The organism is Alkalicoccus saliphilus (genome assembly GCF_003044065.1).
Taxonomy (GTDB): domain Bacteria; phylum Bacillota; class Bacilli; order Bacillales; family Salisediminibacteriaceae; genus Alkalicoccus; species Alkalicoccus saliphilus.
In genome coordinates this window covers 103464-125594 of the sequence record NZ_PZJJ01000002.1, presented here as the reverse complement: position 1 = coordinate 125594, position 22131 = coordinate 103464, and the positions used below count along the sequence as shown (strand labels likewise).

The 22131-nt window shown below is 43.1% G+C and carries 28 protein-coding genes; 5 read left to right on the top strand and 23 right to left on the bottom strand.

Translation table 11 applies throughout. From position 1 onward, the window contains the following. Positions 1 to 2 precede the first annotated feature (2 nt). The 11 genes from queC to C6Y45_RS02120 form a co-directional block, all read right to left on the bottom strand. On the bottom strand, positions 3 to 659 hold the full coding sequence (queC, locus tag C6Y45_RS02175; RefSeq protein ID WP_107583387.1) for a 7-cyano-7-deazaguanine synthase QueC: 657 nt from the start codon (positions 657 to 659) through the stop codon (positions 3 to 5). Between the two features lie 318 nt (positions 660 to 977). Further along, positions 978 to 1478, bottom strand: coding sequence for a metallophosphoesterase family protein (locus tag C6Y45_RS02170; RefSeq protein WP_107583386.1), 501 nt, complete (start codon positions 1476 to 1478; stop codon positions 978 to 980). Beyond that, the gene (locus tag C6Y45_RS02165; protein WP_107583385.1) at positions 1475 to 1684 is read right to left on the bottom strand and encodes a hypothetical protein; all 210 of its coding nucleotides are present in this window, start codon (positions 1682 to 1684) and stop codon (positions 1475 to 1477) included. Before C6Y45_RS02165 ends, C6Y45_RS02170 begins: the two co-directional genes overlap by 4 nt. 493 nt (positions 1685 to 2177) lie before the next feature. Next, complete coding sequence (locus C6Y45_RS02155) at positions 2178 to 2405, bottom strand: sulfurtransferase TusA family protein (protein ID WP_107583383.1); 228 nt, start codon at positions 2403 to 2405, stop codon at positions 2178 to 2180. Positions 2406 to 2482: 77 nt separating this feature from the next. Continuing rightward, a complete protein-coding gene (locus C6Y45_RS02150) occupies positions 2483 to 3610 on the bottom strand; it encodes an MBL fold metallo-hydrolase (protein ID WP_107583382.1) in 1128 nt (375 codons plus the stop codon). Positions 3611 to 3640: 30 nt separating this feature from the next. Continuing rightward, positions 3641 to 4204, bottom strand: coding sequence for a sulfurtransferase TusA family protein (locus C6Y45_RS02145; protein WP_107583381.1), 564 nt, complete (start codon positions 4202 to 4204; stop codon positions 3641 to 3643). A 54-nt stretch (positions 4205 to 4258) separates the two neighbouring features. Next, on the bottom strand, positions 4259 to 4555 hold the full coding sequence (locus C6Y45_RS02140) for a rhodanese-like domain-containing protein (protein WP_107583380.1): 297 nt from the start codon (positions 4553 to 4555) through the stop codon (positions 4259 to 4261). A 15-nt stretch (positions 4556 to 4570) separates the two neighbouring features. Beyond that, entirely contained in the window at positions 4571 to 5050 is a 480-nt protein-coding gene (locus C6Y45_RS02135) for a DsrE/DsrF/DrsH-like family protein (protein WP_107583379.1), read from the bottom strand. Between the two features lie 247 nt (positions 5051 to 5297). Beyond that, positions 5298 to 5558 carry a metal-sensitive transcriptional regulator gene (locus C6Y45_RS02130; RefSeq protein ID WP_107583378.1) on the bottom strand — a complete coding sequence of 87 codons (261 nt, stop codon included), beginning with the start codon at positions 5556 to 5558 and terminating at the stop codon, positions 5298 to 5300. A 19-nt stretch (positions 5559 to 5577) separates the two neighbouring features. Then, positions 5578 to 5964, bottom strand: a complete 387-nt coding sequence (locus C6Y45_RS02125; protein WP_107583377.1) for a DUF302 domain-containing protein — start codon at positions 5962 to 5964, stop codon at positions 5578 to 5580. A 61-nt stretch (positions 5965 to 6025) separates the two neighbouring features. Then, complete coding sequence (locus C6Y45_RS02120; protein WP_107583376.1) at positions 6026 to 7666, bottom strand: SulP family inorganic anion transporter; 1641 nt, start codon at positions 7664 to 7666, stop codon at positions 6026 to 6028. A 506-nt stretch (positions 7667 to 8172) separates the two neighbouring features. Between C6Y45_RS02120 and C6Y45_RS17270 the strand changes: the two genes are divergently transcribed. Both C6Y45_RS17270 and rarD read left to right on the top strand, forming a co-directional pair. Further along, positions 8173 to 8475 carry a hypothetical protein gene (locus C6Y45_RS17270; protein WP_160058079.1) on the top strand — a complete coding sequence of 101 codons (303 nt, stop codon included), beginning with the start codon at positions 8173 to 8175 and terminating at the stop codon, positions 8473 to 8475. A 634-nt stretch (positions 8476 to 9109) separates the two neighbouring features. Further along, positions 9110 to 10000: an EamA family transporter RarD gene (gene rarD, locus C6Y45_RS02115; RefSeq protein ID WP_107583375.1), complete on the top strand. Its 891-nt coding sequence runs from the start codon at positions 9110 to 9112 to the stop codon at positions 9998 to 10000. Positions 10001 to 10408: 408 nt separating this feature from the next. Here the strand turns inward: rarD and C6Y45_RS02110 are convergent, their stop codons facing one another. The 7 genes from C6Y45_RS02110 to C6Y45_RS02080 form a co-directional block, all read right to left on the bottom strand. Next, on the bottom strand, positions 10409 to 10891 hold the full coding sequence (locus C6Y45_RS02110; RefSeq protein ID WP_160058078.1) for a GNAT family N-acetyltransferase: 483 nt from the start codon (positions 10889 to 10891) through the stop codon (positions 10409 to 10411). A gap of 197 nt (positions 10892 to 11088) precedes the next feature. Beyond that, entirely contained in the window at positions 11089 to 11823 is a 735-nt protein-coding gene (gene phnC / locus C6Y45_RS02105; RefSeq protein ID WP_107583373.1) for a phosphonate ABC transporter ATP-binding protein, read from the bottom strand. Between the two features lie 95 nt (positions 11824 to 11918). Next, a complete protein-coding gene (phnE, locus tag C6Y45_RS02100; protein WP_107583372.1) occupies positions 11919 to 12680 on the bottom strand; it encodes a phosphonate ABC transporter, permease protein PhnE in 762 nt (253 codons plus the stop codon). Between the two features lie 12 nt (positions 12681 to 12692). Continuing rightward, a complete protein-coding gene (gene phnD / locus C6Y45_RS02095) occupies positions 12693 to 13634 on the bottom strand; it encodes a phosphate/phosphite/phosphonate ABC transporter substrate-binding protein (protein ID WP_107583371.1) in 942 nt (313 codons plus the stop codon). 5 nt (positions 13635 to 13639) lie between these two features. Beyond that, entirely contained in the window at positions 13640 to 13948 is a 309-nt protein-coding gene (locus C6Y45_RS02090; RefSeq protein ID WP_107583370.1) for a hypothetical protein, read from the bottom strand. A 434-nt stretch (positions 13949 to 14382) separates the two neighbouring features. Continuing rightward, positions 14383 to 14649: a hypothetical protein gene (locus C6Y45_RS02085; protein ID WP_245922479.1), complete on the bottom strand. Its 267-nt coding sequence runs from the start codon at positions 14647 to 14649 to the stop codon at positions 14383 to 14385. A gap of 186 nt (positions 14650 to 14835) precedes the next feature. Next, entirely contained in the window at positions 14836 to 15390 is a 555-nt protein-coding gene (locus C6Y45_RS02080) for an NADPH-dependent FMN reductase (RefSeq protein WP_160058077.1), read from the bottom strand. A gap of 211 nt (positions 15391 to 15601) precedes the next feature. Here C6Y45_RS02080 and C6Y45_RS02075 point away from each other — a divergent pair, with 211 nt between their 5' ends. Next, the gene (locus C6Y45_RS02075) at positions 15602 to 16990 is read left to right on the top strand and encodes an MFS transporter (RefSeq protein WP_107583367.1); all 1389 of its coding nucleotides are present in this window, start codon (positions 15602 to 15604) and stop codon (positions 16988 to 16990) included. Between the two features lie 45 nt (positions 16991 to 17035). Beyond that, a complete protein-coding gene (locus C6Y45_RS17265) occupies positions 17036 to 17383 on the top strand; it encodes a hypothetical protein (RefSeq protein ID WP_160058076.1) in 348 nt (115 codons plus the stop codon). Here the strand turns inward: C6Y45_RS17265 and fabI are convergent. Beyond that, positions 17359 to 18135: an enoyl-ACP reductase FabI gene (fabI, locus tag C6Y45_RS02065; protein ID WP_174703863.1), complete on the bottom strand. Its 777-nt coding sequence runs from the start codon at positions 18133 to 18135 to the stop codon at positions 17359 to 17361. The two genes, C6Y45_RS17265 and fabI, sit on opposite strands and share 25 nt — an antisense overlap. A gap of 121 nt (positions 18136 to 18256) precedes the next feature. On the opposite strand from fabI, the gene prpE reads away from it, so the two are divergent. Then, a complete protein-coding gene (gene prpE / locus C6Y45_RS02060) occupies positions 18257 to 19012 on the top strand; it encodes a bis(5'-nucleosyl)-tetraphosphatase PrpE (protein ID WP_107583364.1) in 756 nt (251 codons plus the stop codon). A 271-nt stretch (positions 19013 to 19283) separates the two neighbouring features. On the opposite strand, the gene C6Y45_RS02055 is transcribed toward prpE, so the two are convergent. From C6Y45_RS02055 to C6Y45_RS02040, 4 genes are read right to left on the bottom strand one after another with little or no spacing between them, the layout of a single operon-like run. Continuing rightward, positions 19284 to 20159, bottom strand: a complete 876-nt coding sequence (locus C6Y45_RS02055; protein ID WP_107583363.1) for an RluA family pseudouridine synthase — start codon at positions 20157 to 20159, stop codon at positions 19284 to 19286. Continuing rightward, complete coding sequence (locus C6Y45_RS02050) at positions 20159 to 20947, bottom strand: NAD kinase (RefSeq protein ID WP_107583362.1); 789 nt, start codon at positions 20945 to 20947, stop codon at positions 20159 to 20161. The genes C6Y45_RS02055 and C6Y45_RS02050 overlap by 1 nt, the downstream gene beginning before the upstream one ends. Before the next feature lie 29 nt (positions 20948 to 20976). Beyond that, entirely contained in the window at positions 20977 to 21612 is a 636-nt protein-coding gene (gene yjbM / locus C6Y45_RS02045) for a GTP diphosphokinase (RefSeq protein WP_107583361.1), read from the bottom strand. A gap of 5 nt (positions 21613 to 21617) precedes the next feature. After that, the gene (locus tag C6Y45_RS02040; RefSeq protein ID WP_107583360.1) at positions 21618 to 21995 is read right to left on the bottom strand and encodes a UPF0738 family protein; all 378 of its coding nucleotides are present in this window, start codon (positions 21993 to 21995) and stop codon (positions 21618 to 21620) included. Between the last annotated feature and the right edge of the window lie 136 nt (positions 21996 to 22131).

The window sequence follows — 22131 nt, the reverse complement described above, 5'->3', positions numbered from 1 at the left end:
CTTTATCCTTCCTTTCGTGCTTTATAGTTTTCCAAGCCGTTTCTGCGCAGTTCGCAGGCTGGGCATTCTCCGCATCCGTCAGCTATTATCCCGTTATAGCAGGTCAGGGTTTCCCTGCGTACAAATTCCAGCCCGTCCAGCTTATCAGCGAGCTCCCATGTTTCTGCTTTGTCGAGCCACATGAGAGGTGTATGAAAAACAAAATTGTAGTCCATGGACAGGTTCAATGTAACGTTTAATGATTTCACAAATACGTCCCGGCAGTCCGGATAGCCGCTGAAATCAGTTTCACACACACCGGTAATAATATGGCGGGCGCTGATCTGCTTGCCGTAAATAGCTGCGAATGAAAAGAACAGGTGATTGCGTCCATCCACAAAGGTGGTGGGGAGTTCTCCTTCTTTCTGTTCTATATTGATATCATCCCTCGTAAGTGCATTCGGAGCCAGCTGGTTTAACAGACTCATATCCAGCACCGTGTTTTTGACCCCTAGTTTTTCAGCTACAGACTGTGCCACCTCAATTTCCTTATGGTGTCTTTGGTTGTAATTAAATGTTACTGTTTCCACTTCGTCGAACTGCTTAAGCGCCCAGAGCAGACAGGTAGTGCTGTCCTGGCCCCCGCTGAATACAACAACAGCTTTTTCCTTCTCTCTCATAGCCGATTCACTCCCCTATCATTACACTTAATTTTCCGGCGGTTATTTTGTCAACAGCAGGCAAATTTTATTAAATAATAAAAAAAGGTGCTCCGCTCCGCTGAATGATTCCAGCAAAAACGAAGTCACCTTAAAAGTAAGGCCGCCTCCGGCCGTAATTTCACAATTTGGGACCTAGTTTTTTATAGAGGGTTTTGCTAGAACCTCTCCGCTGTCAGCGGACTTTAATATACAATTATACCGCAGACCATCTTACCATAGAAAAATCACAGCGTCCAGACAAGCAAATTAACACGTTTTAACGTTTATATATATGATTTACAAGCCGGGTTTGTAAAAAATGTGCCGGGCATGCAGACCATCTTCTGAAAGCTTCAGCCAGGCGAAGGAGCATAACGGAACTTTCCGCTTATCGGTTGCCGATCCAGGATTTATAAGCAGGGTTTTTCCGTGGAAGCGGAGGTAAGGGATGTGGGAATGTCCAAAAAGAACGATGTCCGCTTCCTCTTTAAAAGCGTTTTCCGCTCTTTTTTCAGTGGTGCCTCCCCGGCCTTCGTGTCCATGTACTATACCAATTTTAAAGCCGTTTCTATCAATCGTCAGGGAAGCAGGAAGGTAATTCTGCACTTCGGGTTCGTCAGCGTTTCCATACACACCGGCTATATTCCATTCGGCCTGAAGCTCCTTATAAACGAAAAGCGTCTGCCAGTCTCCGGTATGAATAATTTCATCTGCTTCCTGCATGGCTTCTGTGAGAATCTGAGGCAGCTTGGAAGCTTTTGAAGGCATATGAGTATCGCCGAAAACAAGTATATTCATGAGTTATTTTTGTTCCCTACTTTAGGAGCACGGGCAGTAGCATAAATTCGAAGAAATGCTCCAATCGTAATGATAATACCAAGTATAATAAAGAGCAGCTGTCTGTCAGCAAAAAGTACGCCGGCAGCTGCTGTAATGATAAACAATATCCCTGTCAGCAGAAAAAAAATCTCTACCGCGATAAACAGTTTACTTCTTGTAGACATCTGCCTTCCTCCTCTTTTTTCCTTTTTACACTATAACATAATTTTCTGTGTGAAATTGCTTGGAGGAAGCAGGCTGCTTTAAAAATTTCCTGTCAATTAAATTAAACAGATTTTGTTTACGATTTACAGGTAAGGAAAGCGGGCCGGCTTCAGCTAATTTCTTCCTCCCAAACGGATCTTCCGCTCGTCCTATCTCGCCTCGCCTGCTGCAGCTCCAGCAGGAAAATAAAAAGAAGTTTTCTCTTCTAAAAAAACGTGTTGATTCCGCCCTTTCTTCCATTCAAGAGAGGCTTTTTTCCTCTGGAACGTCCGGCGGGGACGACGGTGGGATAGAGCGAAGTCGGAAGATCCTGCAAACAGCTGACGATTAGCCCCACGGCAAGGCTGAGCGCAGGAGAAAACTATACAGTCAGAAGAATAATTATTCTGCACTGAACATTTAATCGACAAACTGAAAGACCCTGCCGGAATACCCTGCAGGGTCTTTGCTTCGTTATTTTTTCTTAATCCAGAATTTTAGAACACCATCATCTTCGGACTGATCCACAAGTTCATGGCCTCCTGATTTAGACCATGCAGCAAGGTCTGCTTTAGCTCCCTGATCCGTTGCGTGAATTTCCAGCACCTGGCCGGATTCAATATCATTCATCGCCTTCTTCGTTTTCACGATCGGCATTGGGCATGCCATTCCTTTGGCGTCGAGTACTTTATCTGCGTTCATGTGTAAAACCTCCATTATTAATAATAAATTTCTGTTTGTTTATTCAACTGCTGCAGAGCAGCCAGTTTGCACCTTACTTACGCCTTTACTGCGCAGCGGTTTGGTCCAATTTCCATTTCCTGCTTTTTATCAATATCCGGTGTTATCTTTCCCATATTAGTCTGACGAATTTCCTGATGAGAATTCGGCTGAGGTGGAAGATTCTCTGTAACAAGAGCCCGGAATTTATTTTCATCTTCAATATTCAGTCCGTGGTTCTTGTCAAACAGCGTTCCCAGCTTTTCCTGAACACTTCCGTCATCATTGACTTCTTCCATAATCATAAAATGGGCCGGCAGAACAATCAGATTTTCGGAAAGCTCACGGTAACGGCTGTAAAGCGTTTCACGCAGATCTCCTACCCAGTCATCAGCCTTACCTGCAAGGTCCGGACGCCCGATGGAATCGATAAACAGAATGTCACCGGAAAGCAGGAAGCGGTTATCTATGACAAAAGAAGTTGACCCGATAGTGTGACCTGGAGAATACAGAGCATTGATATCGATTGCTGTGTCACCTATACGGACCTGCTCCCCATCAGTAAGCGGTGCGTATTCGAACACGACTTCTTCTGCATCTTTCGGAGGAAGCCAGTATACTGCACCAGTTTTCTCAGCTATTTCACGGCCTCCAGAGATATGATCTGCATGAAGATGCGTATCAAAAACGTGTTTGATCTCTACTCCTTTTGCTTTTGCAAAGTTAATGAAAACGTCTGTCATCCGGGTTGCATCGATAATGGCTGCTTCCCCATTGGAAACTGCCATATAGGAGAGGCACCCTTTCCCGAGACGGACAAACTGATAAAGCTCACCATTAGGAAGATCCCCAACTTTGACCGGTTCAAGATGCTCGCTCCAAGTCTTCATTCCGCCTTCAAGATAGGATACTTCCATGCCTTCATCAGCAAGCATTTCTGCAACCATTTGAGAAGATCCTTCTTTTGCACATACAACGAGCAGTTCTTTATCTTTTGGAATGTCCTCCATAATTTCTTCCACTCCGTCAAGAAGCTCAAAGTAAGGAACATTCATATACTGAAAAGAATCCGATTCAATTTTCCAGTCCGCATAAGCATCTTCGTTACGGACATCAAGAATAAACAAATCTTTCTTTTCTACAACGCGGCGTGCTACTTCTGAAGCTTTCATTGCTTTAACTGCCATTATTAGATTCCTCCTCAGGAAATTAATTGATTACTTATTGGATTCCGTTGGCCCGTTCCAGTCGCTCATACCCGGCACTACGTTCTTTACGTTTGTGAATTCGTTGTCAGCAAGCTTCTGGGAGGCCATGTCACTGCGGTTGCCGGTTCGGCAGACAACATACGTTTCTTTGTTTTTGTCCAGCTCATTTATGCGCTGATCCAACTCCCCGAGAGGAACAGATACGGCACCGGGAATGTGGGAAAAGGCATATTCCGCTGATTCACGGACATCAAGAATCTGTACATCCCCGTCCAGCTTTTTTTGAAGTTCACTGTTATCAATAACGTGAGGGAAAGTTTTTTCTTCACTTTCTTCACCAGTGGATTTACGGACATAGTGATAAAGAACCCCTTCTTTTTCAGAAGTTCCGATATATTGATGACCCGACTTTTTAGCCCATGCTTCCAGGTCAGCAGTGGATCCTTTGTCCGTAGCCTGAATTTCAATGACTTGACCGGGTTCCAGTGCACCTATTGCCTTTTTTGTTTTAACGATCGGCATAGGACAGGCAAGTCCTTTGGCGTCCAGATGTTCATTAACAGTAATATTCATTGTTTCCTCCTTATTATCCCTATACGTGTATGGGTATTCAATCAAGAAAATTTTTTACGGCGCTGCTGTTTTCCCGTTCCAGGAAATCATTCCGCCGTCCATATTAACCACATTATAACCATGCTTTTCTAGAAATTCCCCTGCTCTTTCACTTCGGGCACCCGAGCGGCAGATCATAATTACTTCTTTATTTTTATCAATTTCACCCAGCCTTTGTGGAATTTCACCGAGTGGAATGTGCTTTGCACCAGGTATCATCCCCTGTGCTGTTTCTTCAGATTCTCTTACATCAATCATCTGCGGAGAATCGTTTAATCTGCTGTTAACTTCATCTGCTGTCCATATTTTCATTAACAGAGTACCTCCTTAAATAAACAGGTTTACGTTGCCATCTTCAGCTTCTGCAAGGTATGCTGCCACGCCGCCGTATTCAATTCCCTCAATGAGCTCTTCCTTCTGCAGGCCGAGAAGATCCATTGTCATTGTACAAGCTACAAGTTTTACATCCTGCTCCTGAGCCATATCAATCAAATCGGAAAGCGGCATTGCCTGGTGTTTCTTCATTACGTTTTTAATCATTTTCGGCCCCATTCCACCGAAATTCATATTGGAAAGCCCCATATTTTCGGCTCCGCGGGGCATCATTTTACCAAACATTTTTTCCATTTTTCCTTTTTCCACATCTACTTTTTCTTCTTTACGGAAAGCATTCAGCCCCCAGAAAGTAGCAAAAATTGTTACATCGTGATCGTAGGCCGCCGCTCCATTTGCGATAATAAAGGCTGCCATCGCTTTGTCATAATCCCCACTGAATAAAATAATGTTGGTCGACTTTTTCTCTTCCATACTATATAGCCTCCTGTTAATTAAGTTGTTTCGTTTCACTGTTATCAATATACCACCCGGGGTATATTTTTGTCAACACTTCGGGTGTATTTTATTTTTAAAACGATTCAGTGCGTTTCATAAAGCATAAAAACTGCTGGAGTGATACCGCTTCTATCATTCAGATCTCCTCAAGAGCACTTTGGGAACTACCGATTTTACAGAGGGAAGATTACCTGCCACCTCCTAAAGACAGCAGGTAGAATCCTTAACGGCTTTTTACAAGCATATTTACAGCTTCCTGAATCATTTCTTCAGAATCTTCTCCACTTTCTATCTGCTGCCTGACACACTGCTCGAGATTGGAACTGACTACAACACCCAGTGCACGATCAAGCGCATTGCGTGCCGCAGACATTTGGCCAACGAGTTCACGGCAGTCTTTGCCTTCTTCCATCATACGGGAGATTGCACGCACCTGCCCTTCTATACGCTTAACCCGGTTTTTCATTTGAGGGGTGTATTCCATAGTATTTCCCTACTTTCTTTTATTTTACAGCTTCGTTCATCGCTGTTTCCATTCTTTCTTCAACATTTTCGGCGACTTTCATCACTTTATCATTATCAACGAATTCCATTAGTTTTGTTGGATTCGGCATGCCTGCTTTTGTTTCTCCGTTTTCTTCATAAACAACGACTTTACACGGAAGGAAATAACCGGCAAGCATTGTTTCTTCCAATACTTCCTTAGCTATTTTTGGGCTGCACACTTCCAGGATACGGAACTTATTGTCGAGGCCTACTCCTTTTTCATCCAGTTTTCCTTTGGCATCAAAATCCCAGAGCACACCAAATTCCTGCTTTTGAAAAGCTTCTCCTAGTTTTTCCACTGTTTCCTCTACTGAGTAAGGTGAGTTAACTGTTGTATGAAACATGAGTATCCCCTTTCTTTTTAATACGTGTATGGGTATATTATAATCAATTTAAATCTTTTCGTCAACTGGTGGCGGCTGCCTCTTTACGTAAGGTCCGATGCAGCTCTTCCTCCGGCCATCCGGCTTTTCGGAAGATGTCCCGGACAGGTCCCTTCATTTCTACTATTGTCACTTTAATATCCTGTATTTCAAAGTCATGCTTCCATCGTTCCACTTCATGAAGAGCGACGGCGTCAATAGAGTTAACTCCGGAAAAATCAAGAATAATATGATTAAGATCCTTCCGCTCATATACTACCTGTTCAAGTTTATCGCCGGTAAAGCCGGCATTGGCAAAGTAAAGTGGTGCATCCACCCGTAGAATAAACATGTCTTCTTTGACTGCAGCTTCCGGGAACCGCTTGATATTGCGGTAGATGTCTTCTTTCTTTAAATATCCAAGCTCGGCTGTATGCGGATAGGCACTCTGCCAAATAAACACGAGGAGGGAAAACCCTATTCCAATGAAAATTCCCTGTTCTACGCCTATAAACAGCGTAGAGGCGAAAGTTACAAACCAGACTACTCCATCAATCCGGCGAATCTTGAATAATGATTTTGCTTCTTTAATGTCTATTAATTTGTAGACTGCCAGTATAATTACAGCTGCGAGGACCGCATTTGGAAGATAGTAAAAGGCACCCGTGAAAAATACAAGAATAAGCATGATCAACAGGGCTGTTACTACTGAAGCAAGCGGCGTTTTGGCTCCGGCATCATAATTGACAGCCGAACGTGAAAAACCACCTGTTACAGGGAATCCACCGAAAAAAGATCCTCCCGCATTTGCAAGTCCCAGCCCGGACAGCTCCCTGTTTGCTGAGATGCGATAATTTTCTTTTGAGGCTATTACTTTAGCCATCGCGAATGATTCCATAAAACCAATAAAAGTGATTGTAAGGGCTGTCGGCAGTAAGGCTGCAGCCGATTCCAGGCTTATTGCTGGAAGAACGAATGAAGGCAATCCTCCAGGAACTTCCCCAATAATAGATACCCCTTCCTGATTAAGCTGAAACCAGGAAACGACAGCTATACCAAATAATACTGCAGCAAGAGGTCCCGGGAGAACCGGCACATATTTTTTTACCGCCAGCATAATTATAATACTGGCTGCCGCAATCATAAGAGCCCATCCATTAATTTCAGTAATTCTGGAAACTGCTTCAATAATGGTCATTACAAGGTGTTCTGATTCAATCGAAAAACCAAGGATGTGATCCAGCTGACTGAATGCGATAATAATTGCAGCAGCTGATGTAAATGCACTGATAACAGCGTGGGAGAAAAATTTTACGATGAAACCGAGCTTAAGTACTCCCATTAAAAGCTGCATGACTCCCACCATCAGCATCAACAGCAGTGCGAGAGTAATATATTCATCCGAACCGGGCTCCGCCAAAGGGGAAATCCCTGCATACACAAGCAGCGATACGACAGCTACAGGCCCGACTGCCAGCTGACGGGAGGACCCAACGAGAGCATAAAGCAGTATCGGAATGGCAGCTGCATATAAGCCGGTTACCGGCGGCATTCCTGCCAGCATGGCGTAGGCCATGCCCTGAGGTACGAGCATAATTGCCACTATAAGACCAGCTGTCAAATCTCCTTTTAAATTATGTTTATCGTAGTTAAAAAGCCAATCAAGTACTACACGATTCTTCAAGCTGAATCCCTTCTTTCTTTCGATAAGTAAATACCCACACCCCTATTTTATATACCCCTTATGGTATTGTCAACTATAGCCTTTGTTTTACAGCAGAACGTATTCTACAATTTCTTGCTTAGTTACAAGTGACCTACCTTACCATTTTGTTACTTTATACGAAATACCACCCCGAATTATTGTTTAAAAGTTCCCTTAAAATAAAGTAGATTAAGTAAGGAACGTCCGGCTTCAGCTCATTTTGTCCTTCTTTTAAAGGAAGAAGCAGGTGATGTAAAATCAACGATATAGATGGTTGTTTTTACGTAAGAAAAGAAGCTGTTCTGGTGATTTGTTTCATCAGTTACTTCTTTTGAAAAGTGCCTCAGACGCTCTTCTATAAACATATAACTTTTAAAGACCCAGTAGGAGAATCCTGGATTTTTCTACAATAAACAAAGGTACAAAATAAAGTTTACCTTTATCAAAGGTGAACTTTCAGACTGTTTATAAAGTGTTTTTTATACATGCCTATGCATTTCCCTGTTTTCGCCTCCACAGGACGCTTTCCGGGCGGGTCGGCTTCAGCTAATTTCTTCCTCACAACGCTCGGAAGAAATGGATCTTCTGCTCGTCCTATCTCGCCTCGGAGTCGCCTGCTGCAGCTCCAGCAGGAAAATAAAAAGAAGGTTTCTCTTCTAAAAAATGTGTTGATTCCGTCCTTTCTTCCATTCAGGAGAGGCTTTTCCTCCGGAACGACCGGCGGGGACGCCGGTGGGATAAAGCGAAGTCAGAAGATCCTTTTCCATGGCCGAAGGGCTGGAAAATAGCTGATGACGAGCCCCACGGCAAGCTTCCGCCGGGGAGTGCAGGAGAAAGCTATACGCTCAGAAGAATAATTATTCTGAAACCAAGACTTAATCAACACTCTGAAAGTTTACCTTTATCAAAGGTGAACTTTGATACATCTGTTTTTTCACCTGCGCTTCCCGACTTTAATCGTATCCTGAATGTTATTTTGAACGTGCTCACTGATGGAACAACAGCGGATTTTCGTGATTAGAAACATATATTACCTTATTTGTCATATACTAATACCCCCTCCCCCATATTACATAATTTCACATGATTTTCAGGCCGCCGGACTGGGTATAATATAAATTAAGCAGCAGGGGAACGCATAGCGGATGCATTGATATAATGACTCCTAATTCCGGTCCCCTGCTGTTCTCTTTTGTTAATGCAGGCAGAAGCATTCCGCTTCTGCCTTTTTTAGATTCCAGGCGTATTTTTTGCCTGAAGAATCGGAAAAGCGTAATCTATAATATGGGCTTGTATCACTCATTTTGTTAATTTTACTTTCGTCGACCCATTTTTCAGAATGAAATTAATGTGTCAAGGCGATGTTTTATAATATAGAAATCAGCATGTTCATTTAAACGTTTTAGAAAGCAGGTTGATACTATGGCATATGATGAACGGAGGCACGGGATAGCAGCGGGACTCAGTGCTTATTTTCTCTGGGGACTTCTCCCTGTTTACTGGAAGTGGATTGATCACGTTCCTGCAGCAGAAGTCCTTGCTCACCGTATTATTTGGTCTCTCATATTTTTAGGAGGTCTTTTTCTCGTATTGCGGCGGGTGACAGATTTAAAGGAAGATCTAAAATACATTGCGTTTCACCCTAAAATTATAGCTGGTATATTTACTTCGGCATTTTTCATAAGTATAAACTGGCTTCTATTTATTTGGGCAGTCGCTAATGAACGGATGGTGGAGGTCAGTTTAGGATATTACATAAATCCTTTAATCAATGTGGTGCTGGGCGTACTGTTTTTTAAAGAAAAATTAACTGTCAGGCAGCGTACCGCTGTTGGACTCGCTTTTACCGGTGTGATGATACTTACCATTTCTTCCGGAACTGTACCTTACATTGCACTGAGTCTTGCTTTAAGTTTTGGATTTTATGGACTGGTGAAAAAACAGACGAAAATTGGGGCTATGACAGGATTAATAATAGAAACACTTTTTCTAATGCCATTTGCCCTTGGATTTCTATTTTTTGTCCATTCTTCTCTCGGAGAGGTAATGCATCCAGCTGACACATTAACACCGTTGCTTCTGATAGGTACAGGAGCAGCTACAGCGATTCCGCTGCTGTTATTCGGAACAGCAGCGCAAAAAATACCGCTCTCACTTCTTGGATTTCTTCAGTACATTGCTCCGACAATGATGCTGTTGCTCGGGGTAATCTTTTATGGGGAGCCGTTTACAAATGTGCACATTATTTCATTCATGCTGATATGGACCGCACTTCTTTTGTACTCTGTAAGGTTTAAAATTTCAAAAAACTAATAAATAAGATTTTAAAAGATAAAACATAAAGAAAGAAGCAGGCTGCCAGTTCATGACAGTCTGCTTCTTATATTAAGGCTCTGTAAAAAAGCTTCGTGTTATTATTGAAGGTTGCCTGCGGCTCTTTACACCTGCCGCGGAGAAAGTATGCGGCTGCCTTCCCGTCCGGGAGGATCTTCGCGCTTCTGCAGGCGTCTCGAAAAATCACCTTGGCGGTGGTTTTGTAGAATAAAGAGCAGCGTCTATGAAAACAGAACTTTTCTTTTTTTTATGAAAAACGAAGCGGAAACCAGCCCGTGGAAGAAGGAGATGGGAGGAAAGGGCGCAGCCTACCCGAAAATCTCCTCCACGGCAGGCCGGTTGAAAGCAAAGTGTTCCTTTAGCCATCAACAGCGAACCCAGCTTATTTTAAAGACGATGCAGTTTTTCATCTTCCGCTTTCATTCGAAGGCGCTTTGTTTTTAGCCGATGACCTTCAAAATCTTCTTCAAACTCAGTTTGAAATTCAAATCCGCTCAACATATAGAAATTCTCGGCTTTTTCATTTCCTGATTCAATATCTATATACAACTCCCTTACGTTCTGCATGTGACTCCACAAATGTCTCATTAATGCAGATCCTACACCTTCCCTTTGTGCACCAGGAAGTACATATATAGCTTCAACTTCCGCTGAATCAACAGTTTCGTAAAAAAAACTGGCAAATCCAATTACACGCCCGGCTTTTTCACAGACAAACATATGGTTTTTATCAATCCGTTCCTGCAGACGCTCTTTGCTGTAATATTTATCTAAATATTTATCCTGTGACTCTCTCGGAATTAACCCCTCATAGGTATCATGCCAGGACTGTACAGCAATATCCCGGATATCATCTATATCTTCTTTCACAGCTCTTCTGCAAAACATTATTAACCCACCTTCCGATTTACTGTTTTATAATTCGTGCCGTTAATAACTTCGACATACTTTATTTTAAGCCTGCTATTTTATGATATACATGTTGGAAGCTAACTATAAAGACCCGCTTGTATTTATCCTAGCTTATAACAGGAATTCTTGCAAACGCTTCCTGCTGTCTTTTCCACTTACTTATAAATATGCTGAAGGTCTGTTTTTGTCATCTCACTGGGGGTCCCATTAAACACGATTTCTCCGTTTTGCAGACCTATAATCCGGGTAGCAAACTTCTCAGCCAGTTCTATATCATGCACATTGATAACAGTTGTCAGCTTTCTTTTCAGATGGAGGGACTTCAGCAGCTGAAATATATGATCCGAAGTTGTCGGATCGAGGCTTGCGACCGGTTCATCACCGAGAAGTATAGAAGGTTCCTGCACCATTGCTCTCGCAATACCTACCCGCTGCTTTTGTCCTCCGCTCAGCCTTTCCACTCTGCGCCCACGAAATTCATACAAGCCTACTTCTCTTAAATAAGAGTCTGTGAGTCTTTTTTCTTCCTCAGAAAACAAGCCCAGCATATTTTTCCAGACTGGCCGCTGCCCAAAACGGCCGGTGTAAACGTTCTGCTCCACTGACATCCTTGGTATTAAGTGAAAATGCTGGAAAATCATGCCTATTTCTGAACGAAGTTTCCGCAGTCTTTTTTCTTTCAGGCAGTTCAATTCATTTCCAAGTACTGTAACTCTTCCGTCAGTTGGAGTCTGAAGACCATTAACAGTGCGTATGAAAGTGGATTTCCCGGCACCACTTCTTCCGAGCACACATACAAACTCCTCCGGCTTGATTTCTAAATTGATATTATTTAATGCGGGGGCTTCACCCTTTTCGTAAACTACACTGACATTTTTGAAACTCAGCATGCAATCAGCCCCTGTCTTTTTATCTTCACCCTGGTAAAGCTTCTGATGTTAGAAGGACGCTCTGGCTCTTTTTTTACCTGCCACGGTGATAAGCGTTAAATAACACGTTTTCTCACAATACCTCCACTAACATCAACGATAATTACGAGTACCATTATAATTACTATTGCTGAAGCCATGGAATCGTATGCGAGGCTGTTATAATAGTTCATTAAACTTTGTCCAAGTCCCCCTCCACCAATCATACCAAGTACAAGAGATGTCCTGATCGCTACTTCAAATCGGTAAAAGTAGTGGGAAAGTACATTAGGCCAGATCTGAGGAAGGATAGAAAACAGCTGGCCGGTTCTTCTTCCGGCCCCTACAGACATCATGGCTTCCTGTGGTCCTTTGTCCGATGATTCCACAAGCTCTGCAATGAGTTTTCCAAGTACAGATACATTGTGAAGAAAAATAGCCAGAAGTGCGGCAAAAGGTCCCAGACCTAAAGAGACAACAAATATTAGACCAAAAACAATTTCCGGCACGGAGCGGAAAAGACTAAGAAGGGATCTGACGGAATAAAAACCGAAAGATGTCCGAGAAGTGTTTTCAGCTGCAAGAAAGCTTACAGGCAGTGCGATTACGAGTGCCATAAATGTTCCAAAAAAAGCTACTGATAAAGTTATAAGAGACTGCTGAAGAAGATAGGGAAACAAGTCCCAGCGGAGCGGCCAGAAATTTCTCTGCATAAAATCCCATGTATTGCCGAGCTGAAATAAAGCAGTTAAAGAAAAATCCGATCCGATGCCGCTGAATACCAGCAGCAGCAGAATTAGAACTGCGTAAATAAAAAGGCGCTTGCGGAACCAGACCATCAGTAAGCACTCTTATTCTGAATCATCAGTGTCATTATTCTCTTCCGTTTCTTCCGGCTCCAAAAGATCAAACGCCCGCGCAGCTTCAAGTACGCTGTCATACTCCTCATGGGAGGCTTCAGTGAAAGCCTCTGCACCTCCGAAAATACGAAGTATACGCTCATCTTCAATTTCCAGGAATGCTTCCTGCACTTCTGCCTTCAGCTCCTCATCCGTACCTCCTGGAACAGCCCAGGGGTACTGATAAAGCTGTTCGGACTCCCAAATAATTTTGTAGTCTTCTTCGTCAATCAGCTCATCGTCTACAAGCGCATTATATATAGCACTATCGATCGCTCCAGCATCTACATCACCATTAGCCACCGCACTGGCAGTAATGTCATGGGAGCCGGTAAAGCGGACATCAGCAAAATCATAAGTGCTTTCATTCTCATAAACACCGCGCTCATAAAGTTCATACCCGGGCACTGCAAAACCTGAGGTGGAGGACTGGCTTCCAAAAGCAAAATCAACACTTTCGGCATCCTCCACCAGTTCATCCAGCGAATCCCAGGGAGCATCGGGCTGCGTTAAAATATAAGAATAATAGTAAGGATCTCCATCGACTATCTGCGTTAGTATAGCTTCTGCGCCGCTTTGTTCATAAGCAATTAAATATGTAACAGGACCAAAATAAGCCAGGTCTACATGACCGTAATTAATCGCTTCTACAACAGCATTATAGCTCGGATAGTGGGTCACCTCGACCTCCCGGTTAAGGGCACCTTCCAGATGCTCTTCCAAAAGAGAAAGACCTTCTTCCATTTCTCCAATCGACTGGGAAGGTATAACAGCAACTTCATAAACAGATGAATCCTCCGCTTCATCTCCTGCTGTCTCATCTGTATTTTCGTTCACTGCTCCACAAGCCGTGAGTATCGCTGCAGATCCAAGCAAAGGTAAAATTGGTTTCATCTGTTTCATTCCTCTTTTCTGTTTATTAACTCAGACCGGTTTGTGACGGCTTCTGCAAGGTCGTGATTTCCAAAAAGTGCTAATACACCTAACAGCGTCTCGGTTTCAATAGGGCCTGCTTCTTCTTTAGAAACTGTCAGTTTAACTGCTTCCTGAAGCACAGGGTTGTCTGCCGCGCCATAAGCTTCCGCGTATACTTCTTCAGGATTCAGGTCGTTATTAATACACCACTGTGCAAACACGTGAGCCATCATCTGTTCATCCTGCTGAAAACTTTCAATAATCTTTTTTTCTCTATCTGACTGGTTCTCCATATTCTCACCTCGTTCTAACTCGCATATATTGTGCTTAAAGTTCCTTGGATTAATGTTTACTATCTTCGCTTCTTGTAAAAGCGTAAGAAATGAAAATTCAATACTCCTACTGATTTTTTCTTTCAAGCGTGGTATTTTTGTATTTATAGAAGTTTTCAATCAGCTCTGCAGGTGTACTCATAGATCACGTTGCAGAATATTTGTAAGAATTAACTGAGAACTTCGCTGAACCGGGACATGTGTATAAAGGATAGAAAGTGCCCCTTAAATCAATATGGGGCTTCAGCATCGATAAAATCAATTGGAAAGTGGGAAAAACTAATGATCAAAAAATTTATTAATATGACAGATGGTCAAAAAACCAAGGTAATTGTAAGCTTCGGTCTGCTGATGTTCGTGCTGAGCTACCTCGGAGGAACAGTTTTTGGGAACTTTTACTTTTCTGACTGAATCCTCGCTGCCCGGCGGCCTTCATAATGATCAAGCAGCCCCAGCATATCATTTAATAATCGTTCCATTTTTTCCAGATCACTGCGTCTGACAACTGGATCTTCATCAGACCAGCGCACAGTATAAATAAAATAATAGGATGGAAAAGAACGGAAAATCACCATGGAATTTGGAAACTTCGAAAAGACCGCTTTAATTTGATACCGTCTTCCGTAGCTCCAGTCAAGCAGTTCCATTCCTGAAATCCCCACCTTTTATAGTGTTATAAGAACCAGCTTAACCCGGTTGATCACCTGTCTGCAAGTGATAGCCCCCTGCTTAACTTGACGGTGAGAATTCAGCTTATAACCTTTAATCTGTTTGGGCTGATCTTCCTGCTGCGGCGGCTTTCATCCAGCCGACTGCACAATAAGATATCAGACATATACACTTCTCCTTCACTTTTCCAACTGAACTATCCACTCACGAAAGGACGCAGCTGCCTTTTTCAAAAAATCGGCAGTCTTCTCGTCCGTTACTTTTCCATTTTCTATGAGTTTATGTGCCTGAGCAATAAAAATCTGCGGCTGCTGGAGCGGATAAGCATCGCAGGCTGCAAGTGTCTGACGGAGCTGTGCCTGGGAGAACCCGGTGCCCATTCTTGTAGGCGTAGCACCTGCAAGCATCACCGGCTTATGATAAAGTACATTTTCATTAGTCATACTGCCGGCCCAGTCCAATGCGTTTTTCAATACTCCGGGAGTACCATGGGAATATTCTGGTGTAACAATAAGTATACCGTCTGCCTTTTTTAATTTCTGCTTCCATCTCGCTACCGGTCCCGGGTCTCCTCCCGTTTCGAGATCTGCGTTAAATAACGGAATTTCTTCAAGACTCTCTATTTGAATGTTTAGTCCTTCATACTCTTCATCTGCCATAAACTGCAGAAGATATTTATTAAGTGATTCCTGTCTTAAACTTCCGGCAATACCTATAATATTTTTTGTCTCCACTAATTGACACCCCTTCAAAAATTATTTTCGTTGATTTTTTCAAACATAAAACGTAAGATGAACTACGGGTATTTTCGGAGTCGAAATAAAATTCCGGATACTATGAATTATATATTCCCTTATTTAATTATGCATACACTTTTAATGTTTCATGGAAGACCCGGGCGGTTTTCTATGATTTTTTTGTAACTGACCTACTGGAGGCACTGTGATGACTGATTCAATTCCACAGAACAAAGAATTAACTAAAAAACAAAAAAATAGGCTGGTTCTGCTGCTCTGTATTATTCTTGCATTTACTGTGATGAATGGAACGATGTTTAACGTAGCTATCCCGGATATAGCTGAAGATTTTGATCTGCTCCCGTCCCAGGTTACGTGGGTAATGACAGGTTATATTCTTGTGTTCGCCGTTGGTGCATTAATGTATGGTAAGCTGGCCGACATTTATCCTATTAAAAGACTGCTGACTATAGGAATAATTTTGTTTGCCACCGGTGCTGCTATCGGTCTTTTTTCACAAAACTATGCCTTTCTTCTTATTGCCCGGATTATCCAGGCGATGGGCGGAGCTACCATTCCCGCCCTTGCTTTTATTATACCAGCAAGATTTATGCCGAAAGAAAGAGGCCGGGTTTTTGGGACAGTTTCGGCCACAGTAGCTTTTGCTTCCGGTCTCGGACCAATAACCGGCGGCTTTGTAGGAGGGGCTTTTGACTGGCGCTATTTATTTATCCTTTCTATTATTTCACTGATAGCCATTCCTTTTTTAAGAAAATGGATTCCGGACGAAACGGTGCGGAGTGGTTCGGTCGATATACCGGGTGCAGTTCTTCTCGCTTCCTCCGTAGCAGGCCTGCTGTTCTTTATTACAATGTTCAGCTGGATCGGACTTACCATTTTTGCTCTCTCATTAACTGCTTTTTATCTGCACATCCGAAAACATCCTGCTCCTTTTATTGACTTGGAAATGCTGAAGGATAAATATTATACAACTGCGGTATTAACAAGTTTTCTTGGAACAAGTGTCATGTTTGGTATGATCTTTATCGTCCCTATTATGGCCCGGTCTGTTTACGGGTTAAGCACTGTAGAAATTGGTCTGCTGCTTTTTCCCGGAGCAATGGGAGCAGCACTTGTCGGCCAGAGAGGCGGAAGATTTGTTGAAAGCCGCGGCAGCTTCCCGGTGCTTCAGACCGCTTTTTTACTTGCTGTTGGTGGAAGCTTTTTGATTTCAACTTTTATCGGTATTCCACCTTATCTTCTTGCACTGTGTATTCTTGTGCAGTATGTAGCATTTCCGCTGATCCAAAGCTCTACAGCTAATCTTCTTACTGAACTTGTACCGAAGGAAAAAACAGGAGTCGGTATAGGAATGTTTAATTTGATGAATTTTATGTCAGGTGCTATTTCCAGCGCTGTTTTTGGTGCTTTTTTGGACCTTCAGAATGTTCGTCTCCAGCTTAACCCTGTCGTATATTCAGATAATGTTCTTATTTACTCCAACCTTTTTCTTGTAATTTCTGTAATAGCAGCAGCAGCTCTCTTTCTCTTTACAAAACAGTTTAAAAATCGACCGGATCCTCTCCAAAAAAGCTAATACTAATATTTATTATAAAGGCTCTATTAAAGCTCCGTTTTATTTTTGAAGGTTGCCTGCGGCAGACCCTTCCGTCCGGGAGGGTCTGCGCGCTTCCGCAGGCGTCTCTGCCCGGGCCTCGGTTTTAAAAAAAAGAGCAGCATTTATAAAAAGCAGAACGTTTCTTTTTCTATGAAAAAACGAAGCGGAAACCGGCCCGTGGAAGAAGGAGATTGGAGGATAGGGCGCAGCCTGCCCGAATACCTCCTCCACGGCAGGCCGGTCAGCGAAGTTTTCCTCCAGCCGTCAACAGTGAACTTTAACATAGCTATTATAAAAAAACGGGCACTGACGATGTATCGTCAGTGCCCGGCTCTGTTTCGTGATGATTACATCATACCTATCGTATTATAGCCGCCGTCCACGTGCAGAATTTCTCCAGTAATTCCACTGGATAGATTACTCATTAAAAAAACAGCGGTGCTGCCAACTTCTTCCGTAGTTACAGTCCTCTTCAGCGGAGCATTATCCTCCATCTCTTTAATTACTTCATTAAATCCGCCGATTCCTTTAGCAGAGAGCGTCCGGATAGGACCGGCAGAAATCGCATTAACACGGATATTTTCCTTTCCAAGGTCATTTGCCAGATATTTCACACTTGCATCCAGACTTGCTTTGGCAACTCCCATGACATTATAATTTTTAACGACCTGCTCGCCGCCTAAATAGGTCATTGTAACGACACTTGCTCCCTCTGTCATAAAAGGCCTGGCTGCTTTCACTACAGCAGTCAGTGAATAAGAGCTGATGTTATGTGCCAGGAGAAATCCATCACGTGTCGTATTCAAGTATTCACCTTCCAGCTCCTCCCGGCTCGCAAAGGCCACACAATGTGCGATTCCGTGAATCGTCCCCGATTTACGCCCTATTTGTTCGAAAGCTTTCTCTATGTCCTCATCCTGGGTTACATCACAAGGAAGAACACTGTGGTTTCCTTCCAAGGAATCTGCCAGCTCCTGAACAGTTTTCCCAAAACGTTCTCCTGCATAGGTGAAAACGATATCAGCACCCGCCTGATCAAGTGCTCTTGCAATTCCCCAGGCGATGCTCCTTTTATTTGCGACCCCCATTACTACATAAGTGCGGCCGGACAAATCCAGATTAATCATACTGTTTCCTCCCTCAATATGTGCTTGCTTTTATTACCTGGTACTAATTTTACATTAGAGCTTTTAAAGCGTCAACGTTTTCATGCTACAATATCGTTAGATTAAGGGAGGGATACACATGTATGATGTAATAGGTGATGTTCATGGATGCCGGAACGAGATGCATACTCTACTTCGAAAACTGGGATATAAGCAGACTGAAACCGGTCTTTATCACCCTGAAAGCAGGATACCTGTTTTTTTAGGAGACTTAACAGACCGTGGTCCCGATTCTTTAGGTGTTATAAAAGACGTGAGCAGCTGGGTAAAAAAACAGCAGGCTTTATACTGCCCTGGAAATCACTGCGATAAACTCTATCGATTTTTTATAGGAAGGGATGTCCGAATTAACAATGGTTTGGAAACAACCATAGCTGAATGGGAAGCCCTGTCACCTGTCGAAAAGCAAACGTCAGCCGCGACTTTTCGAAACCTATACGAGAATGCCCCTTTATATTTAATGCTTGATTCCGATAATTTAGTAGTAGCCCACGCCGGCATTAGACATAAGGATCTTGGGAGGAAAGATCGAAAAGTGAAGTCGTTTGTTCTGTATGGGGATGTTACTGGAGCAAAAGATAAAGAAGGTTTCCCAATTCGAAGAGACTGGCCTGAAATCTACCCACAGGGAGAAAATTGTATTGTTTATGGTCATACTCCTGTCATTGCACCAAGAATTGCCGGTAAAACAGTAAATATTGACACCGGCTGTGTATTTGGAGGAGCATTAACAGCTTTCCGTTATCCGGAAAAAACATTTGTTTCTGCGGCATCTGAAATGCCGAGAGTACCGGAAAAATTCAAGACCTTTCCGGACGGGAAAAATGAAGCATAGACGAGCGGAGGTCAGCGGCAGAGGAAGCCGAAAGATCCGGCAGGATATGTGGAAACGGAGTTTTCCCCCGCTTATCAAAACGAACCTGGCTTATACGTAAATTTGGTAAAAACAGGGTGTATATTTCATTAAACCTTATTTAACCGAGAAGACTTTATCAATAAAAAGCTTTTCTTCCAGTTTTTCAGCAGATGGGCCCGCTCAGCCAAAAGCCCATAAAACGTATTCTCTCGCCTTACGCAAGAACCACGAATGCTTTAATATAACTGAATTAAAAAGGGACAGGAGCTTCCATTATCATTTCTTCACCTGTGTCAGGATGAAAAAATGTGATGCAGGCAGCGTGAAGTGCCTGTCTTCCTAATCCAGTATTCTCCTCTGCTCCATAAAGCGTATCTCCTGCCAGCGGATACTGCAGCCAGCTTAAATGTATACGTATTTGGTGGGTTCTTCCGGTTTCAAGCAGGAGGCGGATTCGCGTTCCTCTTTTAGAATTGATTTTCGTAATATGAGTAGCTGCATGTTTTCCGTGAACCGTCACTTCACGCTCAATCAAACTTCCTTCCCGACGTCCGATAGGGGCATATACTGAGCAGGCCTCCCAAGGAAATTTCTTTTCTGTTAAGGCTTCGTAAATCCTGTTAACAGATCCTTCCTTTTGAGCCGCCGACAGTTTCCCATGGGCGTAACAGTGTTTTGCTATAAGCATGATGCCCGATGTGTCCCGGTCCAGCCGTGTTACAATATGCACTGTAGCCGGCCAGTCTGACTGAGCGTAATAATTCAATATGGCTCCACTCACGGAGTGCAGGCTTCTGTCTGACATTGGAAGTACAGGAAGACCGGCAGGTTTATTAATGAGCAGTATATGGTCATCTTCATATACTATATCGAGAGGAATGTTCACCGGAACAATATTCGGACTGATTTCCTCCGGTGGAAGTTTTACGATAACCTCATCCTCCTCCTCAAGTAGTGCGGTAACTTTTGCCGGACGACTATTTATAAAAAGTCCCCCTCCGTTAAACTTAACATCCGCAAGCAGCCGGCGTGACATACCTTTCCTCTGTCGGAGAAACTCACGCAGTGTGGTTCCGGAATCTGAGGTGGTAATTTCCCACGCAAGTTCTATCGAAGAGCTGTTCATTAAATAAACGACTCCTTTACCCTTTTCCAGAATGGAAAAGGACGGAAACGGGCAAAACGTATTTTTTCCGCCGCGACCCTCACTTGAATAGATTTAACTTTTTTCTGTACAAGAGTTAAATGATCGAGAGTCACCTGAAAATCCACATCACTTCTTGGTTTCAGCAGGCAGGTGTGATGCTCAGGAAGTACAACAGGAGAACCGATCGTCCGGTAAACGCGGTTGTTAATAGAAGCCATTTCTGCAAGCTGAATCGACGCAAGAGAAGGATGCAGAATAGCTCCTCCGAGAGCCTTATTGTAGGCAGTACTTCCTGAAGGAGTGGACATGCATAATCCATCCCCCCTGAAAGTTTCAAACTGTTCTCCCTTTATTTCTATATCCATAACGAGAGAGCCTTCCATGCTCTTTACCGTGCACTCATTAAGAGCAAGGTACCGTTCTGTTTCCAAATCATTCGTATGACGGATAAGCACTTCCAGCAGTGGATATTCCACGATTTTAAAAGGAGTTTTGGCAATATGGATTACCAGCTTTTCCACCTCTTCCGGCTGCCAGTCGGCATAAAAGCCGAGGTGACCAGTATGCACACCTACAAAACTAGTTTCGTCCAGCCGGTAGGCATATTGATGAAAAGCTTCCAGCAGTGTTCCGTCCCCTCCAATGGAAATAACGATTTCAGGTTCCTCTTCATCGTAAACCAGTCCAAATTCTTCAAGGTAGGATTTTACACGCTGTGTCAGCACATTGGACGCATGATCTCCCCTGGATCTCACATTAAATTTCACCTGACCGCCTCCCTCTCTTTTCCGTGCAATTACGACTTTCTTCTTGATGCTTCCTGTTTTTTTGTCATGATTTTCTGGGCTTCCTGCACCTCTCCACGGATCTTCGACATTTCTTCATCCAGCTGAAATGCGGCCTCCGCAGCCTTTACCAGTCTCTGCTCAATTTCATCAGGAATTTCACCTGAATATTTATACTGCAGCGAGTGTTCTATCGTGGCCCAGAAATTCATAGCGAGTGTACGCACCTGCAGTTCTACAAGGATCTGTTTTTCCCCCTCGATTGTCTGTACAGGATAGCGGAGGATCATATGATAGGAACGATAGCCGCTCCTTTTCTTATGCTTAATGTAATCCCGCTCTTCTACAATTTCAAAATCAGTTCTGGCTTTGATTAAGCCTACCACTGTGTCGATATCCCCGACAAACTGACACATCACACGCACACCGGCAAGGTCCTGCATATCATGTTCCAGGCGGTTTAATGGAATGTTTTTACGTTTTGCTTTTTCCAATATACTGGAAACCGGTTTCACCCGCCCGGTTACAAATTCGATCGGGGTATGCTTGGAGGACAGCTGATACTGATCCCGTATTCCTTTGAGCTTAATTTTGAGCTCTTCCACCGCCTGCTTATACGGGGTGAGCATCACATCCCAATCCATCATCTTTCTCACTCCTCCATGCTGTCTTCCATAAATATCTTTTCTATTTTATTTACGAATTCTTTCCCGTAATTCTGATTTCCACGGATATTATCCAGCAGAAAATCAATCTCAGTCCAAAAGTCTTCCAATTCCACCGGCTTAATACCTGTACTTACGTATATGGGTTTTTCTGTCTGCCGGTATGTATGTATCTCGTTCCAAGTGTTTTCTTCAAAACGAAGGTGTACAAATTCCTCTCCATGTCCGAGAAGGTATACAAAAGCCCCTCCGTCTGAATCTACAAGCATACGACCTTCTGCTTCCAATCCATGAAACGGAAGCGTTACATCCGTGCGCACTATTAAAGTGCCTTCATTTTCTTCTATATGTGATGCGTGAATCATTGTACTTCCCCTTTCTGCTACCTACTTTTCCAGTTTATCATAATATCTTTAATTCCCGCTTTTGTAAACTTAAAAACAGACGTAATTTCTCCGCTGTTCCTTCATTGAAAACTGTTACTCCGTGTGGAATAATGAT